16 protein-coding genes are annotated in these 14208 nt (G+C 52.9%); 8 read left to right on the top strand and 8 right to left on the bottom strand.

Annotation, left to right across the window (positions count from 1 at the left end):
* Positions 1 to 235 precede the first annotated feature (235 nt).
* Together E5C26_RS12515 and dsdC are read right to left on the bottom strand one after the other, a co-directional pair.
* Entirely contained in the window at positions 236 to 688 is a 453-nt protein-coding gene (locus tag E5C26_RS12515; RefSeq protein WP_135316597.1) for a DUF2946 domain-containing protein, read from the bottom strand.
* A gap of 296 nt (positions 689 to 984) precedes the next feature.
* Entirely contained in the window at positions 985 to 1926 is a 942-nt protein-coding gene (gene dsdC / locus E5C26_RS12510; RefSeq protein WP_135316596.1) for a DNA-binding transcriptional regulator DsdC, read from the bottom strand.
* Between the two features lie 206 nt (positions 1927 to 2132).
* On the opposite strand from dsdC, the gene dsdX reads away from it, so the two are divergent.
* Positions 2133 to 3470, top strand: coding sequence for a D-serine transporter DsdX (gene dsdX, locus E5C26_RS12505; RefSeq protein ID WP_135316595.1), 1338 nt, complete (start codon positions 2133 to 2135; stop codon positions 3468 to 3470).
* Positions 3471 to 3521: 51 nt separating this feature from the next.
* Here dsdX and E5C26_RS12500 read toward each other — a convergent pair whose 3' ends face one another.
* On the bottom strand, positions 3522 to 4577 hold the full coding sequence (locus E5C26_RS12500) for an NAD(P)/FAD-dependent oxidoreductase (RefSeq protein WP_135316594.1): 1056 nt from the start codon (positions 4575 to 4577) through the stop codon (positions 3522 to 3524).
* 124 nt (positions 4578 to 4701) lie between these two features.
* On the opposite strand from E5C26_RS12500, the gene E5C26_RS12495 reads away from it, so the two are divergent.
* Positions 4702 to 5142, top strand: a complete 441-nt coding sequence (locus tag E5C26_RS12495; protein ID WP_135316593.1) for an NUDIX hydrolase — start codon at positions 4702 to 4704, stop codon at positions 5140 to 5142.
* A 250-nt stretch (positions 5143 to 5392) separates the two neighbouring features.
* Here E5C26_RS12495 and E5C26_RS12490 read toward each other — a convergent pair whose 3' ends face one another.
* Together E5C26_RS12490 and E5C26_RS12485 are read right to left on the bottom strand one after the other, a co-directional pair.
* A complete protein-coding gene (locus E5C26_RS12490) occupies positions 5393 to 5782 on the bottom strand; it encodes a nuclear transport factor 2 family protein (RefSeq protein ID WP_135316592.1) in 390 nt (129 codons plus the stop codon).
* Positions 5783 to 5883: 101 nt separating this feature from the next.
* Complete coding sequence (locus E5C26_RS12485) at positions 5884 to 6141, bottom strand: LysR substrate-binding domain-containing protein (protein WP_240775992.1); 258 nt, start codon at positions 6139 to 6141, stop codon at positions 5884 to 5886.
* On the opposite strand from E5C26_RS12485, the gene E5C26_RS12480 reads away from it, so the two are divergent.
* Positions 6040 to 6438: a hypothetical protein gene (locus E5C26_RS12480; RefSeq protein WP_206194267.1), complete on the top strand. Its 399-nt coding sequence runs from the start codon at positions 6040 to 6042 to the stop codon at positions 6436 to 6438. The two genes, E5C26_RS12485 and E5C26_RS12480, sit on opposite strands and share 102 nt — an antisense overlap.
* Positions 6439 to 6536: 98 nt before the next feature.
* On the opposite strand, the gene E5C26_RS12475 is transcribed toward E5C26_RS12480, so the two are convergent.
* Positions 6537 to 7469, bottom strand: coding sequence for an alpha/beta hydrolase (locus E5C26_RS12475; RefSeq protein ID WP_135316591.1), 933 nt, complete (start codon positions 7467 to 7469; stop codon positions 6537 to 6539).
* Positions 7469 to 8389, bottom strand: coding sequence for an alpha/beta hydrolase (locus E5C26_RS12470; protein WP_135316590.1), 921 nt, complete (start codon positions 8387 to 8389; stop codon positions 7469 to 7471). The genes E5C26_RS12475 and E5C26_RS12470 overlap by 1 nt, the downstream gene beginning before the upstream one ends.
* Positions 8390 to 8524: 135 nt before the next feature.
* On the opposite strand from E5C26_RS12470, the gene E5C26_RS12465 reads away from it, so the two are divergent.
* The 5 genes from E5C26_RS12465 (at position 8525) to E5C26_RS12445 (ending at position 13027) form a co-directional block, all read left to right on the top strand.
* Positions 8525 to 9427, top strand: a complete 903-nt coding sequence (locus tag E5C26_RS12465) for a LysR family transcriptional regulator (RefSeq protein ID WP_135316589.1) — start codon at positions 8525 to 8527, stop codon at positions 9425 to 9427.
* A 101-nt stretch (positions 9428 to 9528) separates the two neighbouring features.
* Complete coding sequence (locus E5C26_RS12460; RefSeq protein ID WP_135316588.1) at positions 9529 to 9993, top strand: MarR family winged helix-turn-helix transcriptional regulator; 465 nt, start codon at positions 9529 to 9531, stop codon at positions 9991 to 9993.
* Positions 9990 to 11927 carry an FUSC family protein gene (locus E5C26_RS12455; protein WP_135316587.1) on the top strand — a complete coding sequence of 646 codons (1938 nt, stop codon included), beginning with the start codon at positions 9990 to 9992 and terminating at the stop codon, positions 11925 to 11927. The genes E5C26_RS12460 and E5C26_RS12455 overlap by 4 nt, the downstream gene beginning before the upstream one ends.
* Positions 11821 to 12141 (top strand): DUF1656 domain-containing protein, encoded by a 321-nt coding sequence (locus E5C26_RS12450; protein ID WP_312847928.1) that lies wholly within the window; start codon positions 11821 to 11823, stop codon positions 12139 to 12141. Before E5C26_RS12455 ends, E5C26_RS12450 begins: the two co-directional genes overlap by 107 nt.
* A 7-nt stretch (positions 12142 to 12148) precedes the next feature.
* On the top strand, positions 12149 to 13027 hold the full coding sequence (locus tag E5C26_RS12445) for an efflux RND transporter periplasmic adaptor subunit (protein ID WP_135316585.1): 879 nt from the start codon (positions 12149 to 12151) through the stop codon (positions 13025 to 13027).
* Between the two features lie 142 nt (positions 13028 to 13169).
* Here the strand turns inward: E5C26_RS12445 and E5C26_RS12440 are convergent, their stop codons facing one another.
* Positions 13170 to 14000, bottom strand: a complete 831-nt coding sequence (locus E5C26_RS12440) for an alpha/beta fold hydrolase (protein ID WP_135316584.1) — start codon at positions 13998 to 14000, stop codon at positions 13170 to 13172.
* Positions 14001 to 14208: the final 208 nt, after the last annotated feature.

The raw sequence follows: 14208 nt of genomic DNA, 5'->3' as shown, positions 1-14208 counted from the left end.
TAATGCAAATTTTAACGCTAAACGTATTTTTATATCGCGACCGGTTATTATTTAGACGTGGTGGTGCCCGGAGCATCATGCCGCCGTAAATAGGGGGCGTCCTCGCCATAGCGGATTAATAACGCCAGTCGAGTTGCGATAAATAATGATCTGCAGCAGTAAATCTGACAGGCGTGCGTCAACCACCTGGTTGAATAATCCCACCAGGAATAATTTGGCTGCAGTCTATTAATTTTTAAATCAGAGGAAGTGATGCTGGTGGGGCACGAGGTTGTGCCTCAGAGTGGGCCACATAGGCGAATAACGGGAAGGTATAATGCGTTGGCGGGGCGCGGGACAGCAACGAGCCTGACCAGAATAATGGTGAATAGGCCAGATCCAACAACGGCACATGGATTAACAGCACGCAATAACCACAGGCGCTGTCATCCATCATCATCGCCATATTGTGGCTACCGGTCTGCATGCTCATAGGCATGCCGCCCTTGGCTGACGGCGCTGGCGGGTGGTGCATATGCGCCGACATATCCATGCCGCAGTCAGCCATGCTGGCGGTTTCAGACTGCCCGACGCGCGCATGCTCCAGCGATCGGGAGATCACCGGGGCAATGAACAACATCAGTATCGCAAAAATCCCCAGACAGGCGGGGAGACGGCTTCGCGATGTGGCAGTCCTAATTAACGACACAGAGACCCTAAAATAGTGCGAAATTAACGGACGGAATTGTACTGTTTTATCTGGCAAATGTTAAAACATTTTATCTGGGGTTAGCCTATTGATAAAGTGAATTGCCGTTTGTCTCACATTCTCAACCAATTTAACCATTGTGATATATCTTGGATCTGACGATAAATAATACTGGCAGTGACGAAGTGGGTATATCTGGTTCATCATTTACCCTGCGGTAAATATCGTCCATGAAACAGAAAGACAGTTGAGTGATATTACCTGCCTGCATCCACATTCCCGTGAGAGTTCGATGCTTACACAGGGGGTTCACCCAGGGCTTTTAACCAAACAATGAAGGCGTCAATCTTCGGCCACTGGCGATCGGAAAGTGTCGATACATAGTAGTGCTGGTCGCATTTGAGCTCCATTTTCGGGAAGGGGGCGACCAGTTCACCGGAGCTAAGTCGTTTGTGGATCAACCGTTTGCGGCCCATGGCCACGCCAACATGATTGATGGCTGCGGTTACGGCCAGATCGGAACGATCAAAACCTATACCCGGTGACGTATCCAGATTGATATCGAAATGCTGAGCCCAACTGTGCCACTCATCGGTACCGGAATCATAGCTCCAGGCTTGTCGATCGTGGAGCAGGGTGCAATGGGAGAGGTTGCCGGGAAAATTGGCCAGCTCAAATTGACTGGCGTACTCCGGGCTGCATACCGGAATGATCGCTTCATCCATCAGGTATTGATAATGAAGCTGTGATGATGGCGTGGCATCGAAGTAAACCGCCAAATCAATGCCGGCACGTTGGAAGTTCACATATTCGTTGCCGGTCAGAATGGTCAGATTAATGGCGGGGTATCGGCGGGAGAAATCCGCCAACGCCGGCACAATCCAGCACTGAGCAATTGAGGGACGGGAGTAAACCGTTAACGAACCTGATAGCGCCTGATTTTTGATATCCAGAATTTCCTGGTTCAGGGTGCCGAGTGAGGATTTTAGCGCCCAAAAAACCCGTTTGCCTTCTGTCGTGAGTTCCACCTTGCGGTGAGAGCGGACAAACAGCTGGATACCCAGATTGGCCTCAAGCTGGTTAATATTATGGCTGACGGCGCTGGGGCTGACAGAAAGCTCGTCGGCCGCCATGGCGAAAGATTCATGCCGCGCAGCCACTTCAAAGGTAAATAGCCGCGATAACTGCCAGCCATTCAGTGACCGATGCGGCCCCGTTGGCAAATGATTTACCGTCATAATCCCCCCTGGAAATTTAAAAACGCCCACGATTTACACACCGATTTGATGAGTAAAGTTGACCCATATCGCTAAATTGCCTCATTTTCTGGCAGAAGTCACTCGTTTGATTCTGTTTCACTCATGTGAGGGCGGATTTTTATCGTTTGTCACCGATCGTCGTTTTCCTGTCCAATGACAGTCAGTTAATGACGGGGGTAAGGGCTATGAATTCGCAAGTTTGGGTTGCCGGCACGCTGATCGCCAGTATCGCGATCATCATTTTGACCATCGTGAAGTTTAAGTTTCACCCTTTTTTGGCGTTATTGCTGGCGAGCTTCTTTGTCGGCGGCATGATGGGTATGGGCCCAATTGATATGGTCAATGCCATTGAAAATGGCATCGGCAGTACGCTAGGTTTTTTGGCTGCGGTTATTGGGCTGGGGACCATTCTGGGCAAGATGATGGAAGTATCCGGCGCGGCAGAGCGTATTGGCATTGCGTTGCAGCGCTGCCGCTGGCTGTCTGTTGACGTGATTATGGTGTTGGTCGGCCTGGTTTGCGGTATCACGCTGTTTGTTGAAGTGGGCGTAGTGCTATTGATCCCATTGGCTTTTTCCATCGCCAGAAAAACCGGGACTTCATTGCTCAAGCTGGCCATTCCTCTGTGTACCGCATTGATGGCGGTGCACTGTGTGGTTCCTCCCCATCCGGCGGCGTTGTTTGTTACCAACAAGCTGGGAGCCGATGTGGGCACGGTGATTGTTTATGGCCTGTTGGTCGGGCTGACGGCATCGTTGGTAGGCGGCCCATTGTTCCTGAAATTGTTGGGTAAACGCTTGCCGTTCAAAGCGGTACCGCCGGAGTTTTCCAACCTGGCCGTGCGGGAAGAACATTCACTGCCATCACTGGGGGCAACGCTGTTTACGGTTTTGCTGCCTATAGTGCTGATGCTGGTCAAAACGGTCGCCGAGCTGAATCTGAGTAAAGAAGGGCACTTGTTTGCCGCTATGGAGTTTATCGGTAACCCGATCATTGCCATGTTTATTGCGGTATTCGTGGCTTACTACGTTCTCGGGATCCGTCGTCATATGGGGATGAGCGCGCTGTTGAGCCATACTGAGTCCGGTTTCTCCTCCATCGCCAATATCTTGTTGATCATCGGTGCAGGTGGGGCATTTAACAGTATTTTGAAGACCAGCGGCCTGGCCGATACTCTGGCGCTGATGCTGTCAAATCTGCATATGCATCCTATTCTGTTAGCCTGGCTGGTCGCCCTTATTCTGCATGCCGCCGTGGGTTCCGCCACCGTAGCCATGATGGGCGCCACGGCGATAGTCGCGCCGATGTTGTCGCTTTATCCCAATGTTAGCCCGGAGATCGTGACCATTGCCATCGGTTCTGGCGCTATTGGCTGCACCATAGTGACGGATTCACTGTTCTGGTTGGTCAGGCAATATTGTGGGGCAACGCTGAATGAAACCTTCAAGTATTACACTACGGCCACCTTTATCGCATCGGTATTGGCGCTGGGCATGACCTTCCTGCTTTCATACATTATTTGAGGATGCCGTCGGCAATCGTCATCAGGCACTGTCCTGCGACGATTGCCGTTATTAAGATTGTTTTTGATCAGCAGTGAAGCGTGCAGGACGATAAATTGCAGGTATTTCCGGGTTATTACCGCTGATCAGCTCTTCACTAACCATTCGGCCCAGGGTAGCCGCACAGGTTACCGCCGGATGCATGACGGCAACATAAACGCCAGGCACCTCGTCGATAAATCCGATGACCGGACATCCATCTTCCGGCACTGGGCGCTGTCCCACCGATTGACTCAGTAAGTGCACCGAAGCTGCGCCATTCAATCCTGTCTTCATCGCTGCCAATGTCTCTGCAGCGACATTATCGGTATTACCCGATAGCGGATAGTCTTCCGCAGCCAAGATATCACCATTACGGGCATGCCGGGCTTCTACATCATGACCAGAAATCAGGGTGTTAATTAAATGCTTTTCGGTACTGAACCGTAGCAAAATTGCCGGTGACGCCAGGATCGGCAACGGGATCCCAAGGGTATCAAGTAGGGGAGTTATACCCGTTCCGCAGGCGAGGATAACAGCATCCGCATTTAATACGCCTTCCGGGGTTTGGATGCCTGTAACATGGTTGCCATTTTGGATAAAACCAATGACCGGCGTTTGACTTTTCAGCGTAGCTCCCAGGCTACAAGCCTTTTCCAGCAAGGCGTGCGTGGCATCTATAGGGTCGACAGCACCATCATAAACCGCATAATATGCACGCTGTGGCGGGTTGTTAAACGCGGGTTCAAGCTGGGATATCTCAGGCTGTCGAAGCAGGTTTTCATCAGGCTGACTTTTCAGCGATTCATCGTCATAACTCAGTGCACCAGTCCAGTTCACCCAAAGTTCAGGGATTTCTTTTTCCAGCCGTTGCCAATCGGCCACCGATGCGCGGCGAAGGAAAGCATCGGGTGCGTCATCACTAACAGTCGTGTGGATCCAGCCAAAAGAGCTGCCGGTAGCGCCAGAAGAAGGTTGGTCTTTATCGATGACCGTCACTTTTATCCCGCGACTTGCCAAATGATAGGCGATGGATGCACCCATAATTCCCGAGCCGATAACAATCATGTGTTTCTCTGTGGTACACATACTGAGTTCCTTGTGTGAAAACTGGCCTGACTATCCCATAGAATGGCCAAAGCGTGCAGAGGTATTTTGTCCATGGTAATGGCTCAAGCTTCAGAGCTCTGTTCGGTAAAAGGTGGGAAATGATATGCGATCGCGACCCGCATCCAGGCTTTTGATTATTGAACCGACAGGAAAGGTTTTATTGCTTAAATTTACGCACAGCTCTGGCGCGTTGGCGGGAAAATCATATTGGGCAACACCAGGCGGCGGTGTTGAACAAGGTGAGTCCTATAAGCAAGCCGCTGTCAGAGAGTTGCAGGAAGAAACGGGCATTGTGTGCAATGAAGTTGGTCAGTGTGTAGCGCAAAGAAACTTTGAGATGATGTTGCCGAATGGCGAGATGGTTGAAGCGCAGGAAAATTTTTACGTTGTGCGAGTGAGACATCGCGAGATCAACACTGACCGTTGGAGCGGTGAAGAAAAGCGTGTTATCAGCGAGCATCACTGGTGGAGTATCGAAGAGTTAAGAACAACGTATGAGATTGTCTACCCACAAAACATAGCTGAGATACTCGAGTCGATTTAGCCATAGAAATTCATCAGGTGGGCTGGCTGGCTGCCAACTTAGAGATATCCTGATAAGGGCCATGATAAAGCCCAGAACCTCAGATTCTACGTATATCCACCTAGGTGCGCATAATGTATATTATGTTAAATTGCATTTATGACTCCGCACCAGGCTGTCCAACCTGGCCATAGCTCACCTCGCCTTTCTCCTTACAGGTTCTTTCAGCAGCTAATGCCTGTTCATTGATGGTGACTCAACATCCTCTGTGTCAACAATTGGTCGGTGTGCCCTGATGAAAACGCATCTGCCATTGACCACCATTGTCGTTTGCAGATAACAACCAGATTGACGATCGCAATGTGCACTGAGTAACACCATCATCATTACTGCGATTAAAACTACGGTATGTCAGCAACACCGCACCTTCGGCAATGATGGCCAGCTTAAACCCTTCGGAGAAAATCGATGCCTGACCACTTTCTATTTGAAGTGCCGCCAGGGTTTGCTGTTTATCATAGTAGTTACCTGAACGCCCAATCTCTTCAAAGTCGTCATGCAGCAACTCACTGACCACAGCAATGTTGTTTCGCGTTGCCGGCTGATGCAGTTTAACTTCCAGGGATTGGATTAATGCCAATAGTGGTATCGAATCGGTCAAAACGCCCTCCTTTTTTGATCGCGCTACGTGAAATCTGAAATGAATTGGCTGCCATGACCTTGCAGATTTCGTCAAAATGCACCGTTAATACATCCTAAAGATTACTGCCCATTATCATCTGGCTGTTCCTGATACCTTCTTGCAAAGTGAGCCGAGTGATCGAAATGCTCGATCAGGATTTCGGTCAGCACTCGTATCCTTCGTGCAGGATACCGCCCTGGTGGACGGATGATATAGGCGCCCGCCGGCGGAGGTGAATGACGCGCCATGAGGGGGATGAGCTTTCCCGAGGTTATATGTTCATGGGTAAGGCAATCAGGCAGATAAGCAATGCCGATCCCTGCGAGTGCCGCTTCCACCAAGGCTATCCCGTTATCCGCCTTGTGACCGTCGTTACCGACGCCTCAGGCGGCGTGTCCGTCGAGGCTCATGAAGTTGCTATTCAGCGCATGATCGCTGCCGGCGCGAACATCATGACCTGGCTGGCTGTTGCTTCCGAATGGCAGCGCGACTGGGCCCGCACAGAGCATGCAGCTGCTCTGGCGGACATACTGAAATATCATGTAGGTGGCAGCGGCATCGCCTTAATGTGGGAACAACAGCTGCTCAACACCCCAATTCCTGGCGTCGCTGGTGATGTCGGTCGACAAGTCTGATACGAAACGCCCTGCCTCCATGCCACGCAGCAAAACGATAAACTGCTAAGCTACGCTCTATATGGAGGAAGACATTTCTTCCTCCACTTTTAACGGTGTCAGGCCAGCTGTGTGCTCAGAAATGGGATCACCTTCTCCAATGCCGCGCGTACCGCTTCCGGTTTGTCGTACAGTTCGTAATGGGAAAAGTCAGGCAATGAAACCAACTCGCGGTGCGTCGATGCCGTTGCCCGGCCATACACTTCCATGCCATCACGGAATGCACCAAAGGCACCGACTTTCTCGCCAACAACAACCATCATTGGCTGATTGAGCAACGTTTCTGCGAACGCAAAAGCATCCCAAGCCAGCGTTTTCTGCGCATGAGAAAACAGCATGCGGGTGGCTCCACCAGGCTGTTGCCCGCGCGGCGTCTTGTAATAATCCGTGGCTTCAAAAACATCACGTTCGGTCAGGCCGTGCGCTTTGGCCGCTTCTGGGCTGGCAGGCAACAATTCATTGACCTGGAGCTCACCACCTCGTGATTCAGCCGTGCGTTGTGCTGCCATGGCCTGTAACGCGCCGAGCGGATCGTAATTACTGAAGCCTTCACGGAACAGCCGACCTACGTTGACCCCCGTGATGCTCACTACAGCCTTGATGCGTTTTTCCGTCAAGGTGGCATTGATTGCATAGCCGCCCCCACCACAAATCCCCAATACACCGATACGTTCAGCATCAACATAGGGCAGAGTCACGGCATAGTCGATAACCCTGCTGATATCTTCTACACGCTGGGTCGGATCTTCTACCCAACGTGGAGAACCACCGGATGCTCCCTGGAAACTGGCGTCGTAAGCAATGACCACGTAGCCGGCTTCAGCTAATGCTCTGCCGTAAACATTGCCGGAAGTCTGCTCTTTGCAACTGCCGAAAGGATGAACGCTCACCATCGTTGGGTACTTTTTCGTTTCATCAAAGCCCGCCGGAAACTGAATGTTGGCCGCAATATGCCAGGCCATATCCGCGTTTTGGATTTGAACATTTTTCATTACAGTGTCTCCTTAAAGAAAGGTGCCAGGACTGAAACGGCTTCTGCGATATAACCTTCGCCATCGTACATATCCATATGGTTCGCGCCTTCAACAATGTGGTAACGCTTGTCATCGCTGGCTGCACGATCGTAGATATCGTCGCTCATCCATTTACTGCCGGCCGCACTGCCGGCCACGATCTGTATCGGTTGGGTCAGATAGATTTCTGCCATGTGATAAGCGTCATAGGTGATGATTTGGTTCAGACTACGCAAGGTGGCAAAACCCGGCGCGGTCGGATACTGCGCACGCGGCGTGTGGTAATACTCCCAGGCCTGACGCAGCTCTTCGTTCGGTGCATCAGACTCCTTCATCGGTGCCAGAGGCATGGTACCCATTTCGTTGCTGTTGGCATCTTGGGTACGTGCATTGGAGCCTGCTTCTACCAGTGGCAACGCGTCAATGGATTTAACGTTGTTTTCCCAGCCGTTGCGGAACATGGAACCGATATTCACCGCGCTGACGGTACCGATCGCCTTAATGCGGCGATCCTGTATCGCAGCATTAGCGGTATAACCGGCCCCTGCACAGATCCCCATGGCGCCGATGCGCGCGTTGTCGACATAAGGCAGCGTAGTCAGATAGTCAATCACCGCACTGACGTCTTCGGTACGGATGTAAGGATTCTCCAGCTGACGTGGTTCACCACTGCTTTCGCCCTGATAAGAGGCGTCATAAGCAATGGCGACAAATCCCTGTTCCGCTAATTTATTGGCGTACGTGCCGGCGGTTTGCTCTTTAACACCACCACCAGGATGTGAAACGACGATCGCCGGATACTGACGATTCTCGTCAAAATCAGTTGGGAAATAGATAACGGCGGATAAAGAGATCGCCGGATTGTTGGTATTACTGAAGCTAATCTTCTTGTTCATCATCAAATTCCTCATCAGTGTGGTTCTGTCGGTAGTCGTGCTGGAGATATCACTATAGACGCTGTCGATTAAGATGATTAGACTCAAAATCGTGATTGGTCTTATCATTTAAATGATTAATTGGGAGAGAGATCGGCAATGAAACGCGATGAGATAGCGGACTTGGTGGCGTTCGTGACGGTCGCTGAAGAGCGGAGTTTCACCCGTGCCGCAGCACGGCTGGGAATGGCTCAGTCAGCGTTGAGTCAAATAGTTCGCCGTATAGAAGAGCGCCTTGGGTTGCGTTTGTTAACGCGAACAACACGCAGCGTGGTGCCTACTGAAGCCGGTGAACATTTACTCTCGACTCTCGGCCCCATGCTTCACGATATGGACTCGGCAATGACTTCATTGGGCGATCTACGCGATCGCCCTTCTGGCCGGGTACGCATTACTACCGTTGAGCATGCTGCAAAGACGATTTTGCTGCCAGCCATGCGGACGCTGCTGAGTACCCATCCTGAGATCAACGTAGAAATCATTATCGATTATGGTCTGACCGATGTTGTGTCCGAGCGTTTCGACGCCGGCGTTCGCCTGGGCGGTGAAATGGATAAGGACATGATCGCCGTGCGCATCGGCCCAGACATTCCAATGGCAATCGTTGGAGCACCAAACTATCTCGCAAAGCGTGGCGTACCGACTTCAGTAGCCCAACTTATCGATCATCAGGCAATTAACCTGTACCTGCCCACCTCCGGCACCGCTAACCGCTGGAGATTAATCCGTGGCGGACGGGAAGTCCGTGTTCGTATGGACGGACAGCTTTTGCTCAATACCATAGACCTGATCCTGGATGCAGCCATCGATGGGCACGGGCTGGCTTATTTGCCGTATGACCAGGTACAGGCCGCAATAGCTGACAAACGACTGGTGCGAGTCCTGGACAAGTTCACTCCCGACTTGCCGGGATACCATCTTTACTATCCACACCGACGCCATGCGGGATCTGCCTTTTCTCTACTTATTGATAATCTTAGGTATATGAAACCTATAAAGTAAATACTATTACGGTCTTTATCTCCTGCCTGCGATGATACAAAATCAATTGCCAAAGCAACTATTGCCATTTAACCTATGTGCACTATTTGCCGAGGTAATCCATGTCTTCTAAAGAAAAATCCCTCTATGCCCTCACCAACGCCTTGCAACCGGTTCGCCGAGTATGGAAGCAGGCCGCGACGTTGGTGATAGCCAAATCCGGCATCTCCATGTCGCTGGCTACGGTCGTGGTATGGGTACACCGCAATCCTCAGGGTATTAATCAACGTGATTTGGCGGAAGAAGTCGGTGTCAATCCCGGCGCGCTGGTGCGCCTGCTGGATCAGGCGTCAGCGTTAGGTTTTCTCGAGCGGCAGGAGTCAGCGGGCGATCGCCGGTTTAAAACCCTGCGAATCCTGCCCCCCGGTGCCGAACTGGCCAAAAAGATCGAAGCTGCAGCAGACAAACTGCGGGTCGAACTGATGCACGACGTGCCGTTGGAAGATATAGAAACCGCTACGCGCGTTCTGCGCCTGTTCGAAGAGCGCGCCAGTCAATACTTGCAACAGGCTGGCAATGAGCCATGAAGGTGGGCAAACCGCAGTTGTTGCATGCGACAAAGCTGTTTATCTCCGCCATGCTGGCTTTTGCGCTGGCGGAAAACATCGGGCTACAGAACCCTTATTGGGCAATGGTGACCTGCTGTGTGCTGAGCAATCCGGTCAGCGGCGCCGTGCGCGCCCGTGCTACTTACCGTTTTTGCGGCACCCTATTTGCCGGCGTGTTGACGCTGGCGATCTCGGCATTTCTCAGCAATACCCCGGTGCTGTTGATCGCTGTTGCCGGTTTGTCCTCTTCGGTGATGCTGGGTATTTCTTACCTCGACCGCACGCCACGCGCTTACTTCTTTCAGTTGGGCGCCATCACCATGATGTTGGTCGCTATCGCCTACATTAATCATCCGGACACCATGTTCACGATGGTGATAACCCGGGTGACGGAGATCTGTCTGGGGATCCTGTCAGTGACGCTGGTAGACAGCGTGCTGTTCCCCTCATCTCTGGCGCCGGTCTTGCGCACCCGGTTAACGGGCTGGTTGTCTGATCTTGCGCGCTGGCAAGAAGACAGTCTCGACGGCAAGGCCGGTGATGCGCAGGCCGAAGCGGATCGCATTCGCTTGTTGAGCGACATCGCCTCGTTCAATCAGATGATGACTACCCTCGGCTATGACAGTTCGGTCGATAAAAGCACCCGGCAGGCGGCCATATCGGTACAGCAGCGAGTATTGCAGATCGTACCGCTACTCTCTTCTATTGGCAGCAGCATCGCCGCCTTGCCGACAAGCCTGCGCCCCGCTTTGCAGCCCTGGCTGGATGAAGTACGCCGGCAAGCCGGTGAAAATACGCTGCATCATGCGCGCTTGACTGCCCTGATGCCGCCAGACGAGTCGCTTTCGCCGTGGGAAAAACTGATCGTCGACGAACTGTCGGAACAGATTGAGCAGTGGCTGACCCTGTGGACCGAGGTTCAACAATTGAATGCTTTCCTGGAAGGCGAGCATTTGCCTGCGGCGCTGCAGGCGCAGATGATGCGCAGCCGCGTATTCTCGCCACCGCCGGACACGGGCACGGCGGTGCGCATGTTCGCCGGTATTTTGACGACCTACGTCCTGCTGTGTGGCTTGTGGTATTTCACCGGTTGGGAACAGGGCGCCAACATGGTGCTGATGGGGATCGTGGCCATCGCTTTCTTCGGTGCCGGCGACAACCCCGGTACCACTATCGCCACCTTTGGCCGTTTCGCCACCATCGCCATGGCTCTTGGTGCCCTGCTCAGCTACGTGCTGTTGCCAATGGCTGGAGATTTCGGCAGCTTCCTGATCGTGATGGGCCTCTTTTTGCTGCCGTTAGGCGTTTGGGCAGCGAGCAATCCGCTGGCTACGCTGGCGATTGCGCTGTCGCTCAGTAACGTCAACTTTCAGGGGCATTACGCGCCGAATAATATGGGGCTATATCTGGAAAGTACCACTGCCACGCTGACCGGTGTTTATGTTGCTTTCTTGTGTGCCGCGCTGTTCCGGCGCTGGGGCACCGACCAGGTGGTGGTGCGGCTAATACGACAGGATGCGCAAGAGATGTTAGCTATCAACCGGCACCTATCCGAACGAGACTTGCAACGTTATCAGGCACGAGTGTTAGACCGCATTACCGCCCTGGGCAGCCGCCTGGCCAGCGTTGGTCAGGCCGATCGCAGCCCGCAGTTGTTGTTGCGATTAAAAACCGGCATCAACCTTATTCGGTTGCAGCAGGCCGGCGAATTGAACAGCGGTGCTGTGCGAATGCCCGCGTTACTGGCGGCATTCCGTCAACTCTCCCTGACTGCGGAGACACCACCGGCACTGCTGGGCCAGCTGGATGCCAGTCTGCAACAGGCCTGGCGGCAGAACGATCGGCGCATATTACGGCCGCTCACTCGGTTACGGCTGCTCCATTTCCCTGCGGCTTTGCACTGGAACCCATAACATGATCGGTGAAATCAATATTGATGGCGTTTTCATTTCGCCGTTGCTGCTGTGTCTGATATGCGCGTTTTTCCTGCGCATAGCACTTTCCAGGATGTTGAATAAGGTGGGCTTTTACCCTTTGGTGGCACAGCGCCCGTTATTCGACACCGCCCTGTTTCTTATTTTGGCCGGACTGTTTTTCCATGGCCTGAAATTGTTAACCACCCCCTGAGGACGCCATGTTTCGTGAACGTACCCTTGCCCTGCTGCGCCCATTGCTGACCTTTGTTGCCGTGCTGGCCGCGATATGGGTGCTGTGGCAGCTTTATCTCTATTACACCTACGCACCGCAAACCCGCGACGGCAAGATCCGCGCTGACGTTGTGCCATTGGCCACAGATGTCTCCGGTAAGGTGGACGCCGTGCATATCCACGATAATCAGATAGTGCATAAAGGACAGCTTCTGCTCAGTCTGGATAAAGAGCGTCTGCGTAACGCGCTGGAACAGGCTGACGCAGCCGTGGAGCGTGCCAATGTGCAGTTGGCCTCCTCGCGGCGTGAAAACCAGCGCTATCAGGCGTTGCAATCGGCTATTTCCCAGCAGGAGCGCGATAACCACCGCGACGCCCAGTCGTTGGCCAAAGCCAATCTTGATCAGGCGCTGGCCGATCAGGCACTGGCGCGTATCAACCTGCAACGCGCCGATCTCTATGCGCCGGTGGATGGCGTAGTGACCAACTTCTCCTTACGGCCTGGTGCCTACGCGACCGCCGGCCAGCCAATCATGGCGTTGGTGGATTCCAACAGTTTCTATATCGCCGGCTATTTTGAGGAAACCAAACTGGGCCAGATTCAAAACGGCGATAAGGTCATTATCCGCATCATGGGTGAACAGCAGCCACTGTATGGCCACGTCGACGGGCTTTCCGCGGGTATCAACGACAGCGAACGTACCACGGCCACCGGCAATCTCCTCGCCAACGTCAACCCGACGTTCAGTTGGATCCGTTTGGCCCAGCGCATTCCGGTACGAGTCGCTATTGACCAGGTACCCAGCGGTGTCACCTTAATCGCCGGACGTACGGCGACAGTCAGCCTGAGTGAAAATGGAAGGTAGGCTGATGTAATAGATAGAAGTGAAACGGGATTGAGAGAAAGAATACCTTGCGGATCTAAATAGTTGACTCAGCCAATTCAAACCCCAGCCCTGTGGCGAGATCCACGGGTGCTGGGGTCTGCTTTGGTTGTTTTGGCATCAATCAGCTATTTATGAATGCCAATAGATCTGCGTTTACCTGGTCGGCGTGAGTGGTCGGAATGCCGTGCGGAGCCCCTTTATAAGTATTAAGCTTGCCGTTTTTGAGCAGTTTGGCCGACAACACACCTGAGTCCTGGTAAGGGACCACCTGGTCGTCATCGCCATGGATCACCAACACCGGGATGGAAATACGTTTAAGATCCTCGGTGAAGTCCGTTTGCGAGAAGGCAATGATCCCTTCGTAATGCGCCTTGGCCCCTCCCATCATGCCTTGCCGCCACCAGTTCCAGATAACAGCCTCCAGGGGTTTGGCACCAGGCCGGTTGTATCCGTAGAAAGGGCCGGCGGGGACATCGTAATAGAATTGGGGTCGATTGGCGGCCAGCTGCGCCTGGAAATCATCAAATACCGCTTTTGGCGTGCCTTGCGGATTGCTGTCGGTTTTCACCATCAACGGTGGCACTGCGCTTATCAGCACGGCCTTGGACACTTTATCCTCGCCATGGCGCACGATATAGCGCACAACCTCCCCGCCACCAGTCGAGTGGCCCACATGCATGGCACCCTGTACGCCCAAATGTTTCACTACCGCTGCCACGTCGTCGGCGTAGTGATCCATGTCATGGCCGTCCCACACCTGGCTGGAACGACCATGGCCGCGTCTGTCATGCGCGACAACCCGGAACCCTTTACTGACGAAGAACAGCATCTGGATGTCCCAGTCATCACTAGACAGAGGCCAACCATGGTGGAAGAAAATCACCTTCCCCTCTTTTGGCCCCCAGTCTTTATAGAAAATATCGACGCCATCACCAGTCGTTACGTAACCCATGTTGTTTCTCCAACTCAGTTAATTGTCAGGGCGATGTGTGTTTGCACACCGCCGGGATGGCCGGCTCCCTGAACGCAGGGGGAACCCTGGAGCCTGAGTAACGGCTCGCCGACGGTCTCATTTCGGCCGTTTAGGAAGTATAGGTTTAGTTGGGAGAACAGCATGCCGTGGGTAATGGATTTATTGCGGGAGCCGGGAGTTTTACCTC

Source organism: Serratia proteamaculans, from assembly GCF_004684015.1.
Classification (GTDB): domain Bacteria; phylum Pseudomonadota; class Gammaproteobacteria; order Enterobacterales; family Enterobacteriaceae; genus Serratia; species Serratia proteamaculans_F.
This window is presented reverse-complemented; position numbering and strand designations above follow the sequence as displayed.